The 18,476-nt window shown below is 48.1% G+C and carries 12 protein-coding genes; 10 read left to right on the forward strand and 2 right to left on the reverse strand.

Features of this window, described 5'->3' with window-relative positions; all coding sequences use genetic code 11:
• Positions 1 to 210: 210 nt before the first annotated feature.
• Genes addB through H509_RS0109770 form a run of 4 tightly spaced genes read left to right on the forward strand, consistent with a single transcriptional unit; the run spans position 211 to position 12,752 of the window.
• Positions 211 to 3,744, forward strand: a complete 3,534-nt coding sequence (gene addB / locus H509_RS0109755; protein WP_028544920.1) for a helicase-exonuclease AddAB subunit AddB — start codon at positions 211 to 213, stop codon at positions 3,742 to 3,744.
• Positions 3,737 to 7,921, forward strand: coding sequence for a helicase-exonuclease AddAB subunit AddA (addA, locus tag H509_RS0109760; protein ID WP_084159144.1), 4,185 nt, complete (start codon positions 3,737 to 3,739; stop codon positions 7,919 to 7,921). The genes addB and addA overlap by 8 nt, the downstream gene beginning before the upstream one ends.
• A 32-nt stretch (positions 7,922 to 7,953) precedes the next feature.
• On the forward strand, positions 7,954 to 9,156 hold the full coding sequence (locus tag H509_RS0109765) for an exonuclease SbcCD subunit D (protein ID WP_028544922.1): 1,203 nt from the start codon (positions 7,954 to 7,956) through the stop codon (positions 9,154 to 9,156).
• Complete coding sequence (locus tag H509_RS0109770) at positions 9,153 to 12,752, forward strand: AAA family ATPase (RefSeq protein WP_028544923.1); 3,600 nt, start codon at positions 9,153 to 9,155, stop codon at positions 12,750 to 12,752. Before H509_RS0109765 ends, H509_RS0109770 begins: the two co-directional genes overlap by 4 nt.
• 158 nt (positions 12,753 to 12,910) lie before the next feature.
• Here the strand turns inward: H509_RS0109770 and H509_RS27615 are convergent, their stop codons facing one another.
• A complete protein-coding gene (locus tag H509_RS27615; protein WP_157277607.1) occupies positions 12,911 to 13,054 on the reverse strand; it encodes a hypothetical protein in 144 nt (47 codons plus the stop codon).
• 80 nt (positions 13,055 to 13,134) lie between these two features.
• On the opposite strand from H509_RS27615, the gene H509_RS26740 reads away from it, so the two are divergent.
• Complete coding sequence (locus tag H509_RS26740) at positions 13,135 to 13,848, forward strand: hypothetical protein (RefSeq protein ID WP_051286931.1); 714 nt, start codon at positions 13,135 to 13,137, stop codon at positions 13,846 to 13,848.
• A gap of 351 nt (positions 13,849 to 14,199) precedes the next feature.
• Complete coding sequence (locus H509_RS0109785) at positions 14,200 to 14,667, forward strand: hypothetical protein (protein WP_028544924.1); 468 nt, start codon at positions 14,200 to 14,202, stop codon at positions 14,665 to 14,667.
• 60 nt (positions 14,668 to 14,727) lie between these two features.
• Here the strand turns inward: H509_RS0109785 and H509_RS28565 are convergent, their stop codons facing one another.
• Entirely contained in the window at positions 14,728 to 15,480 is a 753-nt protein-coding gene (locus H509_RS28565) for a molybdenum cofactor biosynthesis protein (RefSeq protein WP_028544925.1), read from the reverse strand.
• A gap of 253 nt (positions 15,481 to 15,733) precedes the next feature.
• On the opposite strand from H509_RS28565, the gene H509_RS0109795 reads away from it, so the two are divergent.
• The 4 genes from H509_RS0109795 (at position 15,734) to H509_RS0109810 (ending at position 18,476) form a co-directional block, all read left to right on the forward strand.
• Positions 15,734 to 16,084 carry a histidine triad nucleotide-binding protein gene (locus H509_RS0109795; RefSeq protein WP_028544926.1) on the forward strand — a complete coding sequence of 117 codons (351 nt, stop codon included), beginning with the start codon at positions 15,734 to 15,736 and terminating at the stop codon, positions 16,082 to 16,084.
• 180 nt (positions 16,085 to 16,264) lie between these two features.
• Entirely contained in the window at positions 16,265 to 16,438 is a 174-nt protein-coding gene (rpsU, locus tag H509_RS0109800) for a 30S ribosomal protein S21 (RefSeq protein WP_005547957.1), read from the forward strand.
• A gap of 15 nt (positions 16,439 to 16,453) precedes the next feature.
• Positions 16,454 to 16,897, forward strand: a complete 444-nt coding sequence (locus H509_RS0109805) for a GatB/YqeY domain-containing protein (protein ID WP_028544927.1) — start codon at positions 16,454 to 16,456, stop codon at positions 16,895 to 16,897.
• A 181-nt stretch (positions 16,898 to 17,078) separates the two neighbouring features.
• Positions 17,079 to 18,476: an NfeD family protein gene (locus H509_RS0109810; RefSeq protein WP_028544928.1), complete on the forward strand. Its 1,398-nt coding sequence runs from the start codon at positions 17,079 to 17,081 to the stop codon at positions 18,474 to 18,476.

Below are 18,476 nucleotides of genomic sequence, written 5' to 3' on the forward strand. Positions count from 1 at the left end.
ATATGTGCTCTACTTGTTCTCTAATCTTGCATGCTGCGGCAAACTTTACAAACGAGTGTTCTTATAACGGTCATGCTATAATGGAACCTAGCAGGTAGATGACGTAGGGGCCTCAGCAAGCGTGTTAGTGAGAGGTGCTGAATGCAATCAAACTATTAATGATGCACTATTTATGTTTTAAATATAGAGGAAAATGGAGGGGAGATGGCTATGGCGTTAACATTTATGATCGGCAGATCAGGCAGTGGCAAAACAACGACCGTGCTGAATCGGCTGCGCGAGCGATTGATCGCATCTCCAGAAGGAACACCGCTCATTCTGTTAGTACCTGAGCAAGGAACTTTTCAAATGGAGCATACGCTTGTGAAGTCCGAAGAGCTAAGTGGCTTACTGCGTGCGCAAGTGTTTAGCTTTCGGCGGTTAGCTTATCGTGTCATGCAGGAAACAGGAGGCGCTTCATTAACCCCGATTAATGAGGAAGGCAAGAAAATGCTGCTGTATAAAATATTGCAGCGGCATAAACAAGACCTGCCCTTGTTTGCGGGAGCTGCTGAGCAGTTTGGTTTTATTGATAAACTAAACTCGTTATTTGATGAGATGAAACGTTACCGTATTCAAGCTGCGGACGTTGAGGAACAATGGTCTTTGATGAGCGGGACGAGCGGGCATCCGCTACTGTCCTCTAAGCTGCACGATATTGCAGGGGTAATGCATCAATTTGAATCGGAATTGGCTCATCACTATTTGGATGGGGAAGATGTATTAATGCGCCTTGCGGAGAACGTGCCTCAGTCCGCTTATATCCGTGAAGCAGAAATATGGATAGACGGTTTTCATGGTTTTACCCCCCAAGAGCTGTCTGTATTAGCGGCACTTTTACTTCATGCGAAGCAAGTTCATCTGACCTTAACGCTGGATCGCCCTTATGAACGGGGAGAACTGCCTCAAGAGCTTAATTTGTTCCACCCGACAGCAACGACTTATTGCAAGTTGCAGGAGATGGCTGACACTTTAAGTGTGCCCATTAACGAGGTAATATGGCTGCGGGAGACAGAGGGCAGGCAGCTGCCACGCTTTAATGCTGAGCCGATGCTTGCGCATTTGGAACGCAGCTTTGAACGCCGTAAGCCGTGGCAAGGGGCGGCATCCGCAGCATCCCAACCCGATGAACAAGAAGCGATATCGGTTCATGCGGCCGTAAACCGTCGCACGGAAGTTGAAGCAGTGGCGCGGGACATGCTGCGTCGTGTTCGCAGCGGCGAAACCAGATGGCGGGATATAGCGGTCATGGTGCGTAGTATTGGGGACTATGCTGAACTGATCCAGACTGTTTTTACGGATGCGGACATTCCTTTCTTTATGGATCAAAAGCGTGGTGTGTTGCATCATCCGTTCGTGGAGATGACTCGAGCTGCACTTGATATTATGCTTGGCTATTGGCGTGCAGATGCTGTGTTTCGATTTGTAAAGACAGAGTTTATCCTTCCGGAGGATGGCTCCATTACTAGAGCCAATCTGGATCGATTTGAGAATTATGTACTGGCGACTGGTATTGAAGGATCACGTTGGACAAATGGCCGACCGTGGCCCGCGGTTCCTTCTCTGTCTTTGGAAGAACACGTGGACATGCTTGATGCATCCGCAACACAGGCTCCGGCTTGGGTGGAGCAGTGTCGGCAATTGATCGCTGAGCCGATTGCTGACCTACAGCAAACGCTGGCTCGCGCGCAGCATGTGCGCGGCATGTGCGAGGGCTTATATCAGTTCTGGATGAAATTGCACGTTCCGCAGCAACTGGAACGTATGAGCACAGAAGCGCTGCTAAACGGCGACGTGCAGCGCTCACGCGAGCATCGCCAAATGTGGGGGGCGATATTGGATATTCTGGATCAGATGGTGGAGATGGTCGGGGATGAAAAGATGACGATCGAAAGCTTCGCGGGGATGCTGGAGACCGGATTCGAGAGCGTGAAGCTTGCACTTGTGCCACCGGCACTTGATCAAGTGCTGATAGCAACGATGGATCGTACGAGATCCGGTCAGATTCATCATCTGTATATGTTAGGTGTTAATGATGGTGTTATTCCGGCTCGCCCACTCGAAGAAGGCGTATTGACAGAACATGAGCGTGACGTATTACTGGACATGGGAATGGAACTAGCTCCTGGCATACGCCGCAAGCTGCTTGACGAGCGATTTCTGATCTATAATGCGTTGTCTGCACCTTGCCGAAGTTTGTGGGTGAGTTACGCACTTGCTGATGAGGAGGGCAAATCGCTTATCCCGTCAGAAGTGATCCGCATGTTACGGACGATGTTTCCGCATGTACAAGAGCAACTACTACTGACTGAGCCTAACGAATTTATGTCAGAGTTAGAGCAATTAGCCTATATATCACATCCGGAAACTGCCCTACGGCATTTGATAGCTCAGTTGCGTGAATGGAGGCGCGGGCGAGAGGTTGCGCCTGTCTGGTGGGAAGTTTATCGTTGGTTTCAATCTCATCCTAACTGGCATGACCGGCTAAGTACGCTCGTGGGCTCGCTTGTGTACCGAAATCAGGTGCAGCCTTTAGAACCATCAACCAGTCGGATGCTGTATGGCAAGAAGCTGCGGACGAGCGTGTCACGTATGGAACGTTTTGTGGCTTGTCCATTTTCCCACTTTGCTTCGCACGGGTTGAAGCTAAAGGAGCGGCAGTTATATCGTTTAGAGGCGCCTGATATAGGTCAATTGTTCCATGCGGCACTAAGCCGTTTTGCAACCGACTTAAAGTCAGAGGGACGTACTTGGGCGGCGTTAACACCTGCTGAGTGTCGGGCTGAGGCAGATCGTATCGTAGACATACTGGCACCACGCCTGCAAGGGGAAATTCTGCTCAGCACGAAGCGTTATCAGCATATTTCTCGTAAACTAAAGCAGATTGTTAGTCGGGCCGCATCCGTAATTGGCGAACACTCCAAGCGCGGAGAATTTGAACCATTGGCGCTGGAAATGGACTTCGGCCCTGATAAGCCGCTGCCCCCGCTTCATTTTACGTTAGCAAACGGTTGTACGATGGAGGTTGTCGGTCGAATTGACCGTGTGGACTGTGCCGATAGTGAGAAGGGGATCTTATTGCGCCTAGTAGATTATAAGTCTAGTGCGACAGATCTCAAGCTGCATGAGGTGTATTATGGACTGTCTCTGCAAATGCTGACTTACTTGGATGTGCTGCTCACAAACGCCGAAGAATGGATCGGGCAGACCGCACTTCCGGCAGGAGCGTTATATTTTCATGTGCATAATCCTTTGCTTGTATCATCCAATGGTATGGACGAAGAGCAAGCGCATGAACAACTGCTGAAGAAGTTCAAGCTTAAAGGTCTTGTGCTGGCCGAGCGCGAGGTTGTATCCAAGATGGATGCTTCGTTAGAGAAGGGGTATTCGGATGTAATTCCGGTAGCCGTCAAGCAGGACGGCTCCTTTTATAGCAATGCAAGCGTTGCGACGACAGAGCAGTGGGATTTGCTTCGTCATACGGCACGCAACGTCATTCAGCGTATCGGTACGCAAATTACCGAAGGTGATGTGCAGATCGAGCCTTATCGGATGGGTACACATAAAGCGTGTGATTTTTGTGACTTTAAGCCCGTATGCCAATTCGATGAATTGGTAGAAGGGAATCAATATAATCAGCTTCCGAGGTTAAGTAAGGAAGAGGCGTGGATCAAACTGCAGGAAGGAGGAAGGGAACATGAGTGATACAGATAAACAAGGGCATGCAGCTTTGTCAAGTGATCGCTTGGATGATGCAGCAGCACAAGGCGGCAATCCGGTCGGAACTGCGCAGGAGTTGATCATTCCGGAGGTGGAATTTCCTGATCATGCCGTCCATCAACCAGTTGACGAGCAAATAGCGGTCAGCCTTCCTCCTAAGCCGATTGGCTCCAAATGGACGGATGAACAGTGGCGTGCTGTCGTTGACGGGGGTCGCCATATTCTCGTAGCAGCTGCGGCAGGTTCAGGTAAGACAGCAGTGCTTGTAGAGCGTATTATTCGTAAAATTAGCAATGAGAGCAACCCAGTACATGTCGATCAGCTGTTGGTGGCAACATTCACCAAGGCGGCTGCGGCGGAGATGAGGGAACGTATTCGTCTTGCGCTCGAAGGGGCGCTGGAGCTAAATCCCGAATCAGAGCATTTGCAAAGGCAGCTAGCGCTATTGAACCGTGCTGCGATTACAACGCTGCACTCCTTCTGTCTGGAAGTGATTCAACGGTACTTCCAAACGATAGGTTTGGACCCTGCTTTTCGTGTCGCGAACGCTACCGAAACGGAAGTGATACGTCAAGATGTGCTGCAAGATTTGTTTGAAGAACTGTATGCAGATGAAGATGAATGGTTCCGCAAATTTGTGGATTGGTTTAGTGGAGAACGAAACGATGAAGCAGCTTTCCGCTTGATTCAGCGACTGTATGACTTTTCACGCAGTCATCCTTGGCCGAATGAATGGATTAGCGATATGGTGTCTTCCTTTAATGCGACGTCAGTAGAACAATTATCGCATACACCGTGGGCGGAAAGTGTAATGAAGGACACAAGGCTAGGTTTGAATGCAGTTGTAGAACTGCTTCGTCAAGCCTTGCAGCTGACGACAGCGCCTGGCGGACCAGAACCTTATCAAGCGGCGTTGCAGCCTGAATTACAGGCTGCTCGCACCATAATGGAAGCTGCTGAACGTCTTCCTTGGCACGAGATGAGCAGCAGTATAGAGCAGCTTGAATTCGGCAGATTGGCGGCCTGTCGTGGAGATAAGTATGACAAATCGTTGCAGGAACAGACGAAGCGGCTTCGCGATCAGGCAAAAGCACGATACCAGCAGCTTCGTGAGGAATTGTATAGGCGAACGCCGACTCAATTTCTTCATGAGCTGCATGATATGGCTCCACTGATGGACAAGATGGCTAGTGTCGTTCAGGCATTTGGCGAACGTTACGAGCTTGCTAAGCGGGCTAAAGGGCTGCTTGATTTTTCTGACTTGGAGCACTATTGCTTACGAATTTTACGTACCAAGGATTCAACGGCAGCTCATACGTATCCTTCTGATGCGGCAGTGCAGTACCGGGATCAGTTTGTAGAAATTTTGTTGGATGAATATCAAGATACGAACATGGTTCAGGAAGCGATCGTTAACTTGATTACACGTGAAGGTGTAGGAAATCGATTTATGGTTGGGGATGTTAAGCAAAGTATTTATCGATTCCGGCTTGCGGAGCCAGGGTTGTTCTTGTCCAAATATGAATTGTATCGTCCAGGGGATGAAGGTGAAGGTGCGCGGATCGATCTGGCGCGCAATTTCAGAAGTCGCAAACAGGTGGTAGATGCCGTTAACATGCTGTTCAAACAGGTGATGAACAAGCAGGTGGCAGAGCTTGAGTATGATCAAGCCGCTGAATTACAATTTGGCGCAGCCTATTATCCAGAAGTGTCTGCGAGCGCAGGACAATCACAAAGCGTAGCAGCCGAGCTGCTGCTAATTGAGAAGGGCAGTCGGGTAGAAGCTGTTCATGATGAGGATGACGATGCGGCAATTGAAGAGTTGACTGGTGATCATTCGACAGGTCCAACTATAGACGCCGCTGAACTGGAAACGGCGCGCTTAGAAGCACGTGCAATTGCGGCGCGAATTCGTCGGCTGTTAGGTGATGAGGGCGAGTCGCCTTATCTTATCTTTGACGGCAAACAGCAGCGGATGCGTCCAGTCACTTACCGGGATATCGTCATCTTGTTAAGGGCTACATCCGCTTGGGCGCCTCTTATGGTAGAAGAACTACGCCTTGAAGGAATTCCGGCGTATGCAGAATTTAGTACAGGCTATTTTCAGGCAACTGAAGTTGAAGTGATGGTGTCATTGCTTCGTGTAATTGACAACCCTTATCAAGATATTCCGCTTGCTGGTGTGCTTCGTTCTCCCATCGTTGGCCTGAGCGCAGAAGAATTGGCTCAGGTACGTCTGTATGGATCAAATATGCCTTATGCGGACGCACTCCAGTTGGCTGCTGAGGAGCCAAATGAGACTATGGCTGCTGATTACTCACCTCCACAAGACGAAACAGGTCATACGCGGGGGCAGCCACATCTTAGTGACGGCACTAGAACTCGAATTCGCTCCTTCTTGCAGCAGTTGGATAACTGGCGGAATGAATCGCGTCAAGGCTCATTGTCAGAGTTGATTTGGCGAATTTACCGCGAGACAGGCTATTTTGAGTGGATTGGCGGGTTGGCTGGTGGTACGCAGAGACAAGCTAATTTGCGTGCTTTATATGATCGGGCACGACAATATGAGGCTTCATCTGTAAGAGGGCTGTTTCGTTTTTTGCGCTTCATCGACCGGATGCGCGGCACGGGTGGTGATCTTGGCACAGCGAGAGCGTTAGGCGAGCAGGAGGATGTTGTTCGTTTGATGACTATCCATAAAAGTAAGGGGCTGGAATTCCCTGTCGTATTTGTAGCGGGGCTTGCCAAAATGTTTAACCAACAGGATTTGAATGCTTCCTTCTTGATGCACAAGCAGCTTGGCTTTGGACCGAAGTACGTGGATGAGGCGACACGAGTTACTTATCCTACACTGGCTAATTTGGCCATACGCAGACAGATGAAGCTAGAATTGCTTGCGGAGGAGCAGCGTGTCCTTTATGTGGCTTTAACGAGACCTAAAGAGAAGCTGATACTTGTGGGTACGGTTAGTGATGCCGCAAAAGATATACGCCAGTGGGGAGAAGCGCTTGATATTGATGAGATGCTGCTGCCAGATTATATGATTGCACGAGCCAGATCCTACTTGGATTGGATTGGTCCAGCGATTATTCGACATGCTGCGGCAGCAGATTGGCGCAACTATGCTGGACTTCCGAATCGGAACGGTGAATGTATGCTGGAAGAGACGGCACAATGGAAATTGTCTATCGTCTCAGCTTCTGTGCTGGCTCTACAGCTTGATTCCGGCGCCGAGGATACGCTGCCGCAAGCAATGACGGAGCAATTGCAGCGACTCGTGCAGTTGGATGAGTGGGCGGAAGCCGAGGACCCATCCAACCCATCATACCGGCCTTTCATAGAGGAGCGCTTAGGGTGGCGCAACCCTTATCGTATTGCGGAGCTGTTACCTGCTAAAACGTCAGTTACCGAAATGAAGCGTCTGTTTACACAAGAGGACTGGGCAGAATCCTCATGGATACAGGCTGCCGGTGAAGACGAACAGGATGATAAAGATACAATGGCCGGATATACGCTGCATTTAAGGCGGCCGCGCTTTATGGAGAAGATGCGGCTTACGGCTGCGGAGAGAGGGACGGCGTATCATTTCTTGATGCAGCATTTGCCACTGGACCTTCAAGCAGGGATGACAACAGATATTGTAAAGGCGACAATTGCGGGCATGGTGGATCGAGACTTGATGTCACAACCACAAGCAGATGCGATAGATGCCGATGCAGTACAAGCCTTCTTTGAGCATGATATGGGTCGCAAATTGCTGGATAGTAAGCTGGTTTATCGTGAAATGCCGTTCAGTTACGGGTTGACGGCAACGGAGGCCTACGCAATTGAGATGAACCAGGTAGAAACAGATATCGGTGAAAAACTTCGTTTTGTTGCGACGTCTACCTTTGCCGCACGTGATGATGCAGGCTTGCTAGATGATGAGACCGTTCTGGTACAAGGTGTCATTGATTGCTTGTTTGAGCATGAAGGAAAGCTTATTTTACTAGATTACAAGACAGATCGTGTGCGTGCTGCAAGTGGGGGAGTTCAAGCTTTGGTTGACCATTATCGCTTCCAACTTGGTCTGTATGCACGGGCAATTGAGAAGATATGGAAACGTTCGGTGGATATACAGGTGCTTTACTTTTTTGATACCAAAGAAGCACACATCCTTTAACAAAGAACATAACAGAAAGGAGGCAAGCAAACATGCGGATATTGCATACGGCAGATTGGCACTTCGGTCGAACCCTTGAAGGGAGAAGCCGTCTGGAAGAGCAGGCAGCATTTGTAGACGAACTGGTTGCCTTGGCAGATGAAGAGAAAGTAGACCTCATTTTACTGGCGGGGGACGTATACGATTCGGTTAACCCGCCTGCTGCCGCCGAGCTATTGTTTTATGAAGCAATTGAAAGACTGTCTAAGCGGGGCTCACGTCCGATTGTTATTATATCAGGCAATCATGACCACCCGGAGAGACTGGCAGCATCTGCACCGCTGCTGCGGCATCAAGGCATTCTAATTGTTGGGCAACCAACGGAGCAGCCTTTAGTGGTGCCGATAGAACGAACGGATGAGCAGGCGGTAATCGCGGCGTTGTCTTATCCATCAGAATCAAGACTGAAGCAGCTGTTGTCGGTGGACAACGATGAAGAGTCCCTTCGATCGGCATATAGTGCCAGAGTAGGTCAGTTGCTCGCCAAGCAGGCACAAGCCTATCGTAAGGATCATGTAAATTTGATGATGAGTCATCTGTATGTACTTGGCGGCAAAGAGAGTGAATCTGAACGTCCCATTCAGGTTGGCGGAGCTTACACGGTTGATCCCAGTGCTTTTGACGTATGTGGGGAATCAGGCTGTAAAGCCCAATACGTTGCTTTGGGGCATCTTCATCGACCGCAGCGCGTAAAAGGACCTGGTGTTATCCGATACAGCGGGTCACCGATAGGGTACAGCTTCTCAGAGGCAGGACAGACCAAGTCGGTAACGATTGTGGATATTAGCCCGGGAACTACGACTGTCGAGCCTGTAGAGCATTATTTGAGCGCAGGAAAACCGTTAGCTAGTTGGCAGGTTAAAGGTGGCTACAGCGAGTTATGCGCTTGGTTGGAAGAGGGGCGAGATCGTCATGCATGGCTGGATGTGAATTTACATTTGCAGGAAGCGCTGACGATGGAACAGATTCAGCATATTCGCAAAGCACATGCTGGTATTGTTCATATTCGCCCGGTATACCCCGAAATGCAAGAGATTCAGGCTGAGGCAGGACGACGCAGCGACTTGCCGGTACAAGAGTTGTTTTGTCGTTTTTACGAACGTCAGACAGGCGGAGCAGTGCCTGATGATGCACTTATTAAGCTATTCCTAGAGCTTGTAGGTGAAAGAGAACATGCGGAGGAGGTAGACGCATGAGGCCGATAGAACTGTCACTGGCAGGACTTCAAAGTTATCGGGAAGAACAACGAATCGATTTTCGAACGTTATGTGAAAATGGGATTTTTGGTATATTTGGTCCTACAGGCAGTGGGAAATCGACCATTTTAGATGCCATTACATTAGCGCTGTATGGCAAGGTGGAGCGGGCAACAAACGGAACGCAGGGCATTATGAATCAGGCGGAGGACCAGCTGTCTGTATCGTTTACGTTTCAATTAAACGGTGTCCAGGGTTCACATATGTTTCGTGTAGAGCGCCGGTTCAAGCGGACAGGTGAGGCTACGGTCAGCAATACAGTAAGTCGATTCATTGAGATCACGTCTAGTTCTGAAACGGTACTAGCAGACAAGCTTGCAGACGTGACACGGATGGTAGAACACCATATCGGTTTAAAAATGGATGACTTTACTCGTGCAGTCGTATTGCCGCAAGGGAAGTTTGCAGAATTTCTTTCGTTAAAAGGCAGTGATCGCCGTCAAATGTTGCAGCGTCTGTTTTCACTTGAACAGTATGGTGATGAACTGACAAGCAAGCTGTCTCGTCGATTGAAAGCAACGGAGGCAGAAGTAAGCGCTTGTGCAGCAGAACAGCAGGGCTTGGGGGATGCGTCCGCAGAGGCGCTAGCTGCTGTAGAGTCTGAGCTGACAGCAGCTACGGCGATTGCTGAAGCGGCGCGTGCTGCTAAAGAGGCCGCTGCTTTACAGTATCAACAGTTCGCTGAGCAAAGGGATCGTCAGGCAGATCGCGTCAGCATTGCAAGTCAACTGGCTCAATTGGAGCAGCAAGCAGACGTCATAACGACTGTTGAATTACAAATTAAAAGAGCAGCGGAAGCTGAACTGCTGGCGCCATATACCCAAGAAGCAGGGCAGTCGCAGCTCCAATTGCTACAGGATGAGGCCAAACTTAAACAAACGGAGTTTGGTGCTGTAGCAAGAGAAGAGGACCGCAGGGCAGCAGAGCATGCTGCAAACGAGGCGTTGCATGCAAAAGAGCAGCAAGAACCTGTATTGCTTCATCGTATCGAGCAGTTAAAGCAGGCGGCGGAATGGCATGAGGAATTTGTGCGCCTGCGTCAAGATGCTGATCGAACACGACTTGTGCTGACACAGGCGACGGAGACGAGTAAGCAGTCGGGTGCTGAAATCGAACGCTTTACACAGCTTATTGATAAGGCGGGCATCCGCCAAACTGAATTGAAGCAACAATTAAAGACGCTTGAGCGGCCATTGGCTGAACGAGAAGCATTTCAGTCTGCGTGGCTTTCAAAGGAGCGCTTGGACGAGTTGCAAGCTCGAATTGTTCAGCTAGAAGCGCATGCTGATCAGCAGGCTAACGTAGTAAATACTATTGAGCAGGACCTTGGGCATGAAATTCAGAACGTTGTAGAACAGAGTCACCACATGCCAGCGTGGCTTCAATCCATGCTTTGGTTACAACAGCAATGGCACGAGAACGATAAGAGACTGCTGCTGCTGACAGATCATTTGAATCATCTGTCTGCTTGGGCAGCGCAGCATGTACAGTCCAGCACGAGAAATTTGTTGGCTGCTGAGCTTGCGGGCAGCTTAATTACTGGCGAACCTTGTCCTGTATGTGGATCAGTGGATCATCCATCTGATCGAGCACATAAAGTTCCTGCTGCTGACATGGAGAGCTATCGTCGTCAGCGTACCACTGGTGAGCAGTTGCTTGAGCAGTGTCAGCAACTCCGTGAACAGGTCAAATTACTATTATCCGAATCTACGGCCGCGTCTGAGCGTTGCATTTCCCTACGTCAAGAGTTGCGAGAGCGGTTGGCGAATGTAGGTACGAGAAGTGCGTCGCTGCTTGGGGGCAAGCTGGCTGAACAGGTGGCTGCAGGACTGGAGCACAGCTATAACGAGGACGCAGGAATTGCCGGAGGGATGGACGATATATCCCGCATACATCCCGATACAGCTGTTGCATTGGATACAGTTAAACGAGTCTGCTCCAATGAGGAATCAGAATGGACGGACGAGGGGACAACAGTTGCTGCTAGTTGGCAACGATATGAGAAAATGATTGAGCGGTATGAAGTGATCCGGTTACTTCATGAGCAATTCACAAGTAATTTGGAATCGGCCGTTACGATGAAAGACTCACTCATTCGTCAATTTGATGCACATTTGTGGCAGTTACAGCAATTCGCCTCGAAAAGAGATGCTGCACGGGCTGTACACGCAGAGACGAAGGGGCAGTTGTCAGTCCTACTTTCACGACTATCTGATTTAAAAGGGGTACACGCGGAGCATTACGTGCAATGGCCGTATGAACAGATGGATGAATTGCGTGCTCAATGGCTGCTCCGTGATCAGGAGGCGGAAGATTGTCGTCAGCGTATTGAGCGCAGTGTAACTTATCTGGAAGAGACGCAGACTCAATATCGTGCATGTGATCTTAAACATCGCCAAGCAGAGATGCAAGTGATTCAAAGTAAGGCAGAGCTTCAAAGTGTGCTCAGAATAATGGAAGATCTTGAAAAACGTCTGGAGCCGTGGCTCGTGCCCGAGCCAATAGCAGACCAGATATTACAAGCAGAGCGTCGCTTAGCTAGCGTCCGTGCTAATGCAGTACAGCTTACAGCTGCCGTTGAAGTGGCTCGGTTGGCCGAGGTTAACACGAAGGAGCAGCTTGCACTTGCGAGACAAGCGTATCAATCGGCTGTGGAACGTGCGGAGCAAGCGTCAGCCAAGTTGAAGCTGCAATTAGGCAAGACAGGTTTTAGTACGGCTGACGAAGCAGAAGCTTCACTGCTGCCTGTCCAACAGAGAGATGAGTTGCAGCAGCAGGTGAAACAGTATCATGAACGATGTCAAGATCTGTCGAACCAGTTGCGCAGACTCGACGAGCGATTGCAGGGCAAACAAATCAGCGAGGCTGACTGGCAGGCATGTGTTCAAAGCTTTGAGTCCGCGCAACTCAAGGATGAAGCAGCGTTCTCAAGCCGTGCAAAGGCCGAGCGAGATGTGGAGCAACTGCGGAGCAAGCATAGTCGTTGGATGGTGTTGGAGCAACGGCGCGCTGCCGGTCAGACGCTATTGAATGGGCTACAGCAGCTGCAAACTGTATTTCGGGGCAATGCATTTGTAGAGTACGTTGCGGAGGAGCAGCTTCTTCAAGTGAGTCGGGCGGCCTCGGAAAGACTAAAAACGTTAACGAAGCAGCGATATTCACTTGAAGTGGATTCGGGTGGCGGCTTTGTTATTCGTGACGATGCCAATGGTGGAATAAGACGCCCTGTATCCACGCTGTCAGGTGGAGAGACGTTTTTGACATCATTGGCGCTGGCCCTTGCTTTATCCGCACAGATTCAGCTTAGAGGCATGTATCCACTGGAATTTTTCTTTTTGGACGAGGGATTTGGCACGTTGGACCCTGAATTGCTTGATACGGTTGTGACGGCATTGGAGAAGCTGCATACAGATCGACTATCTGTAGGTGTGATTAGCCATGTGCCAGAGCTAAGAGCTCGACTCCCACGCAAGCTGGTCGTACAGCCTGCGGAGCAAGCGGGTAGAGGATCTCGTATTATGCTGGAGAGTATGTAGCGGGTAAAATAGAAACGTGAATAGAAGCGTAAAATGTGTCGGTACTATATCGGGAGCAAGTAATTTCTGTAATGAAATGGATATAAACACGATGAAAATGTGAAGTTTGTCACAGTTACAGTTTCAAGCTGCTGTTATAATACAGTTAGCCGACATCTTTATTGAATGACACCTCGAGATCGTATTGCTTGTGCAAACAGGATGGATTCGTTTGCAGAAGCAATACGCTCACAGCGTACAAGCGCTGCCTGCCTTTGCAGGATACGAGGTGTCTTTTTTTTGTTTTGATGTCGAGCTAACATGAATAATTGTCACCCCTTTTAGCATAGGCGAATATCCTGCATTAGTCAGATACATTTGCGTGCATCAAGAGGAGGTTACTATGGAAAAGAAGAAACCGACAGGCCCAATCATTGAAAAACCCACTGGCGCCGGAAGCGGAGTTAAGGCAGGGGCGAGTTCAGGCGGGAATCATGGAACAAGTCAAGGAGCAAACCAAGGAAATAATCTAGTGCCAGCCTCGAATTCAGTGAAGAATCAAGGACCTGTATCGCCGTCTAGCCCCCTAAACAATCAAGGGTCAGTTTCCTTACAATCAGCGTCACCAGCCACCAAAGTTAATTATCAAATGGAGTCTGCTGCGGCTGCACCATCCATGTTTCATTTATGTAAAATGCATATGAACAAAAACGTGCAATTGACTACGATGGATAACAATACTTACACAGGCATTATTACACACGTAGATGATCACTTTGTTCATCTTGCAACCCCAAATTGGCATGTTCAACAGGCTCCAGCAGGGCTGCCAATGGGATATTCAGAACCTGTACCTTGTCAGCCGATATGCGGCTGTCAACCTTCGGAGTACTCACCTTATATGTTCCGGGATCCATCCTACAGACCACCATATGGCTATTACCCTTATCACAATTATGGTTCACCGTATGCTCGTCCTCCATATTATGGCCACGGAGGAGGCTATTATCCAGGTTACTACCCAGGCTACAATCCATATGGGTATGGCTACGGGTACGGTTACAATCCCATCATACTCCCGTTGGCAACTCTAGTTGCGTTAAGTTTGATACCTTAACATCAACTTATGAACAATACATGATTCACACCTGAGCCTGATGATTGCAGAGGGGGTATACCTGATGCGAAATCAGGTTTTTTTGTGTGTAAAGTAAAATAGGTGTCTTTTTTATGAAAAAATATCGACAGTTGTTTGAACATTGGAGTATAATGGATATAAATAAGGCGAAAATGTGAACATAGTAATGGATTGCAGTCGCTTACTCCTAAATCCCACAACATTCATTTTCTACATCATATGTCCATATGCACCTCCTTTAAGCATTTTATGCTTTGAATTCCAACCTATTTTTACTGTTTGAGATTGACAACGCTTACAAATGACTAAATAACGAAAGGGGCGGTTGACATGCCAGCAGCTAACAAGCCGTTTAAGATCCAGTACCCGACTTCTAACATACAGGCGGTGGCGGTCGTTATATTAATGATTGCGAGCTTATTTAATGCACTTCCGTTGTTAAGAACGAATTATGTAGCTGAGGTGATATGGGCGCTTGCCGCATGGGAGTTAGTGTGTCTTTCTTATCTGGGTTTTGTCATTCACAAGATGAAACGGAAACCGAGCAGCTTATCGTTGCAAGAAGATGTGTTATGGGTGGAAGGAATCGCATATAAAGCTAGTGACATTCGGGATGTCATTATAATGGGACGTCACAAGCCATCCATTGGAGTAAAGTTGGTAGGCAAAAGCTTTGTACCAATGAATCTATGCTTTAATTTCACGGAAGGTGAACAGGATGGGATTAATGCGATGCGAGATTGGGCGGAGCGCCATCAAGTGAAGCTTCGACATAGCTTTTTTATTAAATGGATATAATCAACATTTAAGCGCCAACTGACTAACGGCATTCCTTGCCACGGGATGCCGTTAGTTGTGTTAGGGCATGTCTCCATCAAGGGGATTCCAAAGTTCAGGTCCGAGTTGATGTCCAATCCACGCCGAACCATCTTCCCATATCTCCTGTTTCCAGATGGGGACAACTTGCTTTAGCCGTTCAATGGCGTATCGGCTTGCTTCGTAGCAATCAGCCCGACGTGGGGTCGATACGGCGATTACTACACTGGACTCACCGATATGGACTGCTCCTAGCCGGTGGGTAATCGCTGTTTTGGCCCCTGGCCAGCGTGAAGCTATTTCATCACCGAGAGAACGTAACATTTGCAGTGCCATCGGGATATAAGCTTCATAGTTGAGCTGCAAGGTCCGTTTACCATCCGTATGCTCACGTGTAGTGCCGATAAATACAAGCGAAGCCCCGTGATCCGTGTGTGATATTTTTCCTGCAACTACCTCTACCTCGATGGGGTTGTATGTCAGTTCATAGCGACCGTCCTCTGTGCGCATAGAAACCGCATCTGGCTCCGTGTGAGGCGCGTTCCCATCTCCGCCAGATACAGGTGGAATAAGAGCGAGTTCTTGCCCTTCAGTCACAGATTGACTGTCTGTAGCATAGCGTTGATCAACAGCCATAAAAGATTGCTGGATCGCATGCTTTGCCTGAGGATAAAGGATACTAAGCTCCTCCTTAAGCTGTGCGACAGTAAGTGAAGGCAACTCACTAGCGAATAAGACTTCTGTATTTCCAATCAGATCAGCCAATCCAGCAAATAGCTGTATTTTGTAAAGCATAATCCACCTCCTTGTTTTAACCGTATTGGGGCGAGCGTTATTCCTTATTATAGAGGGGAAATATAGGAGCGTCCACGTAGATGCTGAGTAATCCAGATAACGTTATCCTAACCCATTTTCGCAAATATTGGACGTTGTTAACGTTTTTCGGTATTATAAGAAGACAAGCTTATGTGCAATGATCTTTGACACTCGTTTTGATCTACATACTCGTGGAACAGGTATGCTATATATAAAGGGAGGTTATGTTAGAATGGATTGCATTTTTTGCAAAATTATCGAAGGTTCTATTCCTTCCAAGAAGGTATTTGAAAATGAACATGTTGTTGCGTTCCATGATATTGGTCCTAAGGCTCCCGTACATATTCTCATTATTCCGAAGAAACATATCGCTACTATGAATGATGTGGAAGGCGAAGATTTCGCTTTGATCGGAGAAATGCATAAGGCAGCCCAACAGATTGCTCGTGAGACGGGCGTAGCTGAGACAGGATACCGCTTAGTTAACAATTGTGGCAAAGATAGTGGACAGCTTGTGTTCCACATTCATTATCATTTGTTAGGCGGCGAATCTCTGGGAGATTTGGTCGGCCCAAAGGCATAATAAAGGAGTAACCAGATACCGTTCAAGGTTGCGAAACGACTGTAAAAAAATGCGTTAAATACGTAATTGTTTACAGTTGGTATTCGCGAGGTTGACACTATATTTCTGTTTCACATATAATGTAGTTTGATGAACCGTGATTTGTTCTTGGAACGGTCTGGTCGGAGGGAGGGAAAACTGGTGTCTGAAACTAAAGTTCGCAAAAACGAGACAATCGATGCTGCACTCCGTCGCTTTAAGCGCTCCATCGCCAAAGATGGCGTGTTGGCTGAAGTTAAAAAGCGTAAGCACTATGAAAAGCCAAGCGTCAAGCGCAAGAAGAAGTCCGAGGCTGCTCGTAAGAGAAAGTTTTAGGAGGAACATGTAATAATGGATCTGAGCCAAAGATTGAACGAAGATATGAAGCAAGCGATGAAGAGTCAAGACAAGTTCAAACTCTCCACCATCCGGATGATTCGTTCGGCGATCAAGAATGTTGAGATAGATGTAAAGAGAACTTTGAATGACGATGAAGTGCTTGAGATTCTGAGTCGTGAAATCAAACAGCGGAAAGATGCCCTCCAAGAGTTCGAGAAAGCAAGTCGGTTCGACCTTGTGGATAACGTTAAAGCAGAAATTGACATATTGTCGGTATACCTTCCCGCACAACTGTCCGAAGAGGAATTACAAGTCATTGTACAAGAGACCATCCAAGAGAGCGGTGCTTCTTCGAAGGCGGAAATGGGGAAAGTAATGGCTGCCCTCATGCCTAAGGTGAAGGGGCGTGCTGACGGCAAGCTTGTCAATGCCATTGTGCAACAACATCTGCAATAAGCGAATTAAGACAACTTTTCGATGAGACAGAAACACTCCTTGTTACAAGGAGTGTTTTTTCTTTTTTGTGAGCGCCGTGTAAACCTGAAACGCCGCGGCCGTTTTTTACGTATTACATCGTATGATCAAAAAGATTACGTTTAGATATGCAATGCAAGGGGGAGGTCGAGAGGTGATACATTTGCGTGGGCAGTTTATAAGACGCTTATGTGCAGGTGCGCTGTTGCTGCTTATCGTAGCAGGGGTGGCTGGATTAGGCATGGTGCCGCAAGCTGAGGCGAAGACGTCAGTCCAGACCAAAGTTACATCAACAGGCTCGGGCCAAGTAGTTGTTATTCCACTTCACGGAACCGTTGATTCGGTCATGCACACCTTCATGAAACGAGCATTCCAGGAAGCGGAAGCGCTTCAAGCAGAAGCAGTAGTCATTGAGATGGATACGCCAGGGGGAAGATTAGATAGCGCCTCTAAGATCGGACAGCTCATTGCAGACAGTCCGCTACGTACGATCGTATTTGTACACGGGAAGGCAGCGTCTGCGGGCAGTTATATTGCACTTAACGCAGATGAGATTGCGATGGCGCCTGGTAGCGCTATCGGCTCAGCAGCGATTGTTAACGGAAACCATGAGTTGGTAGAAGACCCTAAATTAATTGCGATGTGGATTAGCTTGATGCAAGGAGCTGCTGAGAAGAACGGTCGTGATGGTCTGATTGCTAAAGCAATGGTTGACGTGAAGAATAAGATCGAATTACCGAGCATCAACAAGACGAAGCAATCTGGCGAAGTGTTGTCCATGAACACAAAGGAAGCGCTTAAAGCTGGTTATGCGGAGTATGAAGCATCCTCAGTTGATCATGTGTTGCAGCAAGCGCAAATTAATAATCCTCAAATCATGCCGATTGATATGCAAGTATCGGAACAATTGGCGATATATTTAACAAACCCGATCATTGCCACGATTTTGTTGTTTATTGGTATAGCAGGTGTAGCCATCGAACTTATCGTACCAGGCTTTGGAGTCCCTGGCATTTTAGGAATAGCTGGATTTGCACTTTATTTCTTTGGTGCATACGTTGCTGGCCTGGCGGGAATGGAGACAATCGTGTTATTTATTATAGGTCTTTTGTTGCTGGCGTTAGAACTATTTGTGCCGAGCTTTGGTATACTTGGTATATTGGGTGGGGCCAGTTTGATTACTGGGGTCGTACGTGCAGCATACGATACGTCTAATGCCTTGTTGTCGCTTGGAATTGCATTTGTAGCGGCAATAGCTGTTGTTATTGTAGTTGCAAGGATATTTAAGCATAAAGGGATTTGGAACAAGTTTATTCTAAAAGATAAACTAACGACTGAGGCGGGTTATGTGTCCCATTTGAATGAAGAGACACTGCTGCATCAGATAGGAGTTGCATTAACTGCGCTACGGCCTGCGGGAACAGCGATGTTTGGTGAACGAAAAGTAGACGTAGTTACGGATGGAACTTTTATTGACAAAGATAAGTCGGTGGAAGTTATACAAGTGGAAGGTGTACGTGTAGTAGTCCGTGAAGCTGTGAATCACCACGAACAGAAATAA

This window comes from Paenibacillus taiwanensis DSM 18679, assembly GCF_000425125.1.
Taxonomy (GTDB): Bacteria; Bacillota; Bacilli; order Paenibacillales; family Paenibacillaceae; genus Paenibacillus_B; species Paenibacillus_B taiwanensis.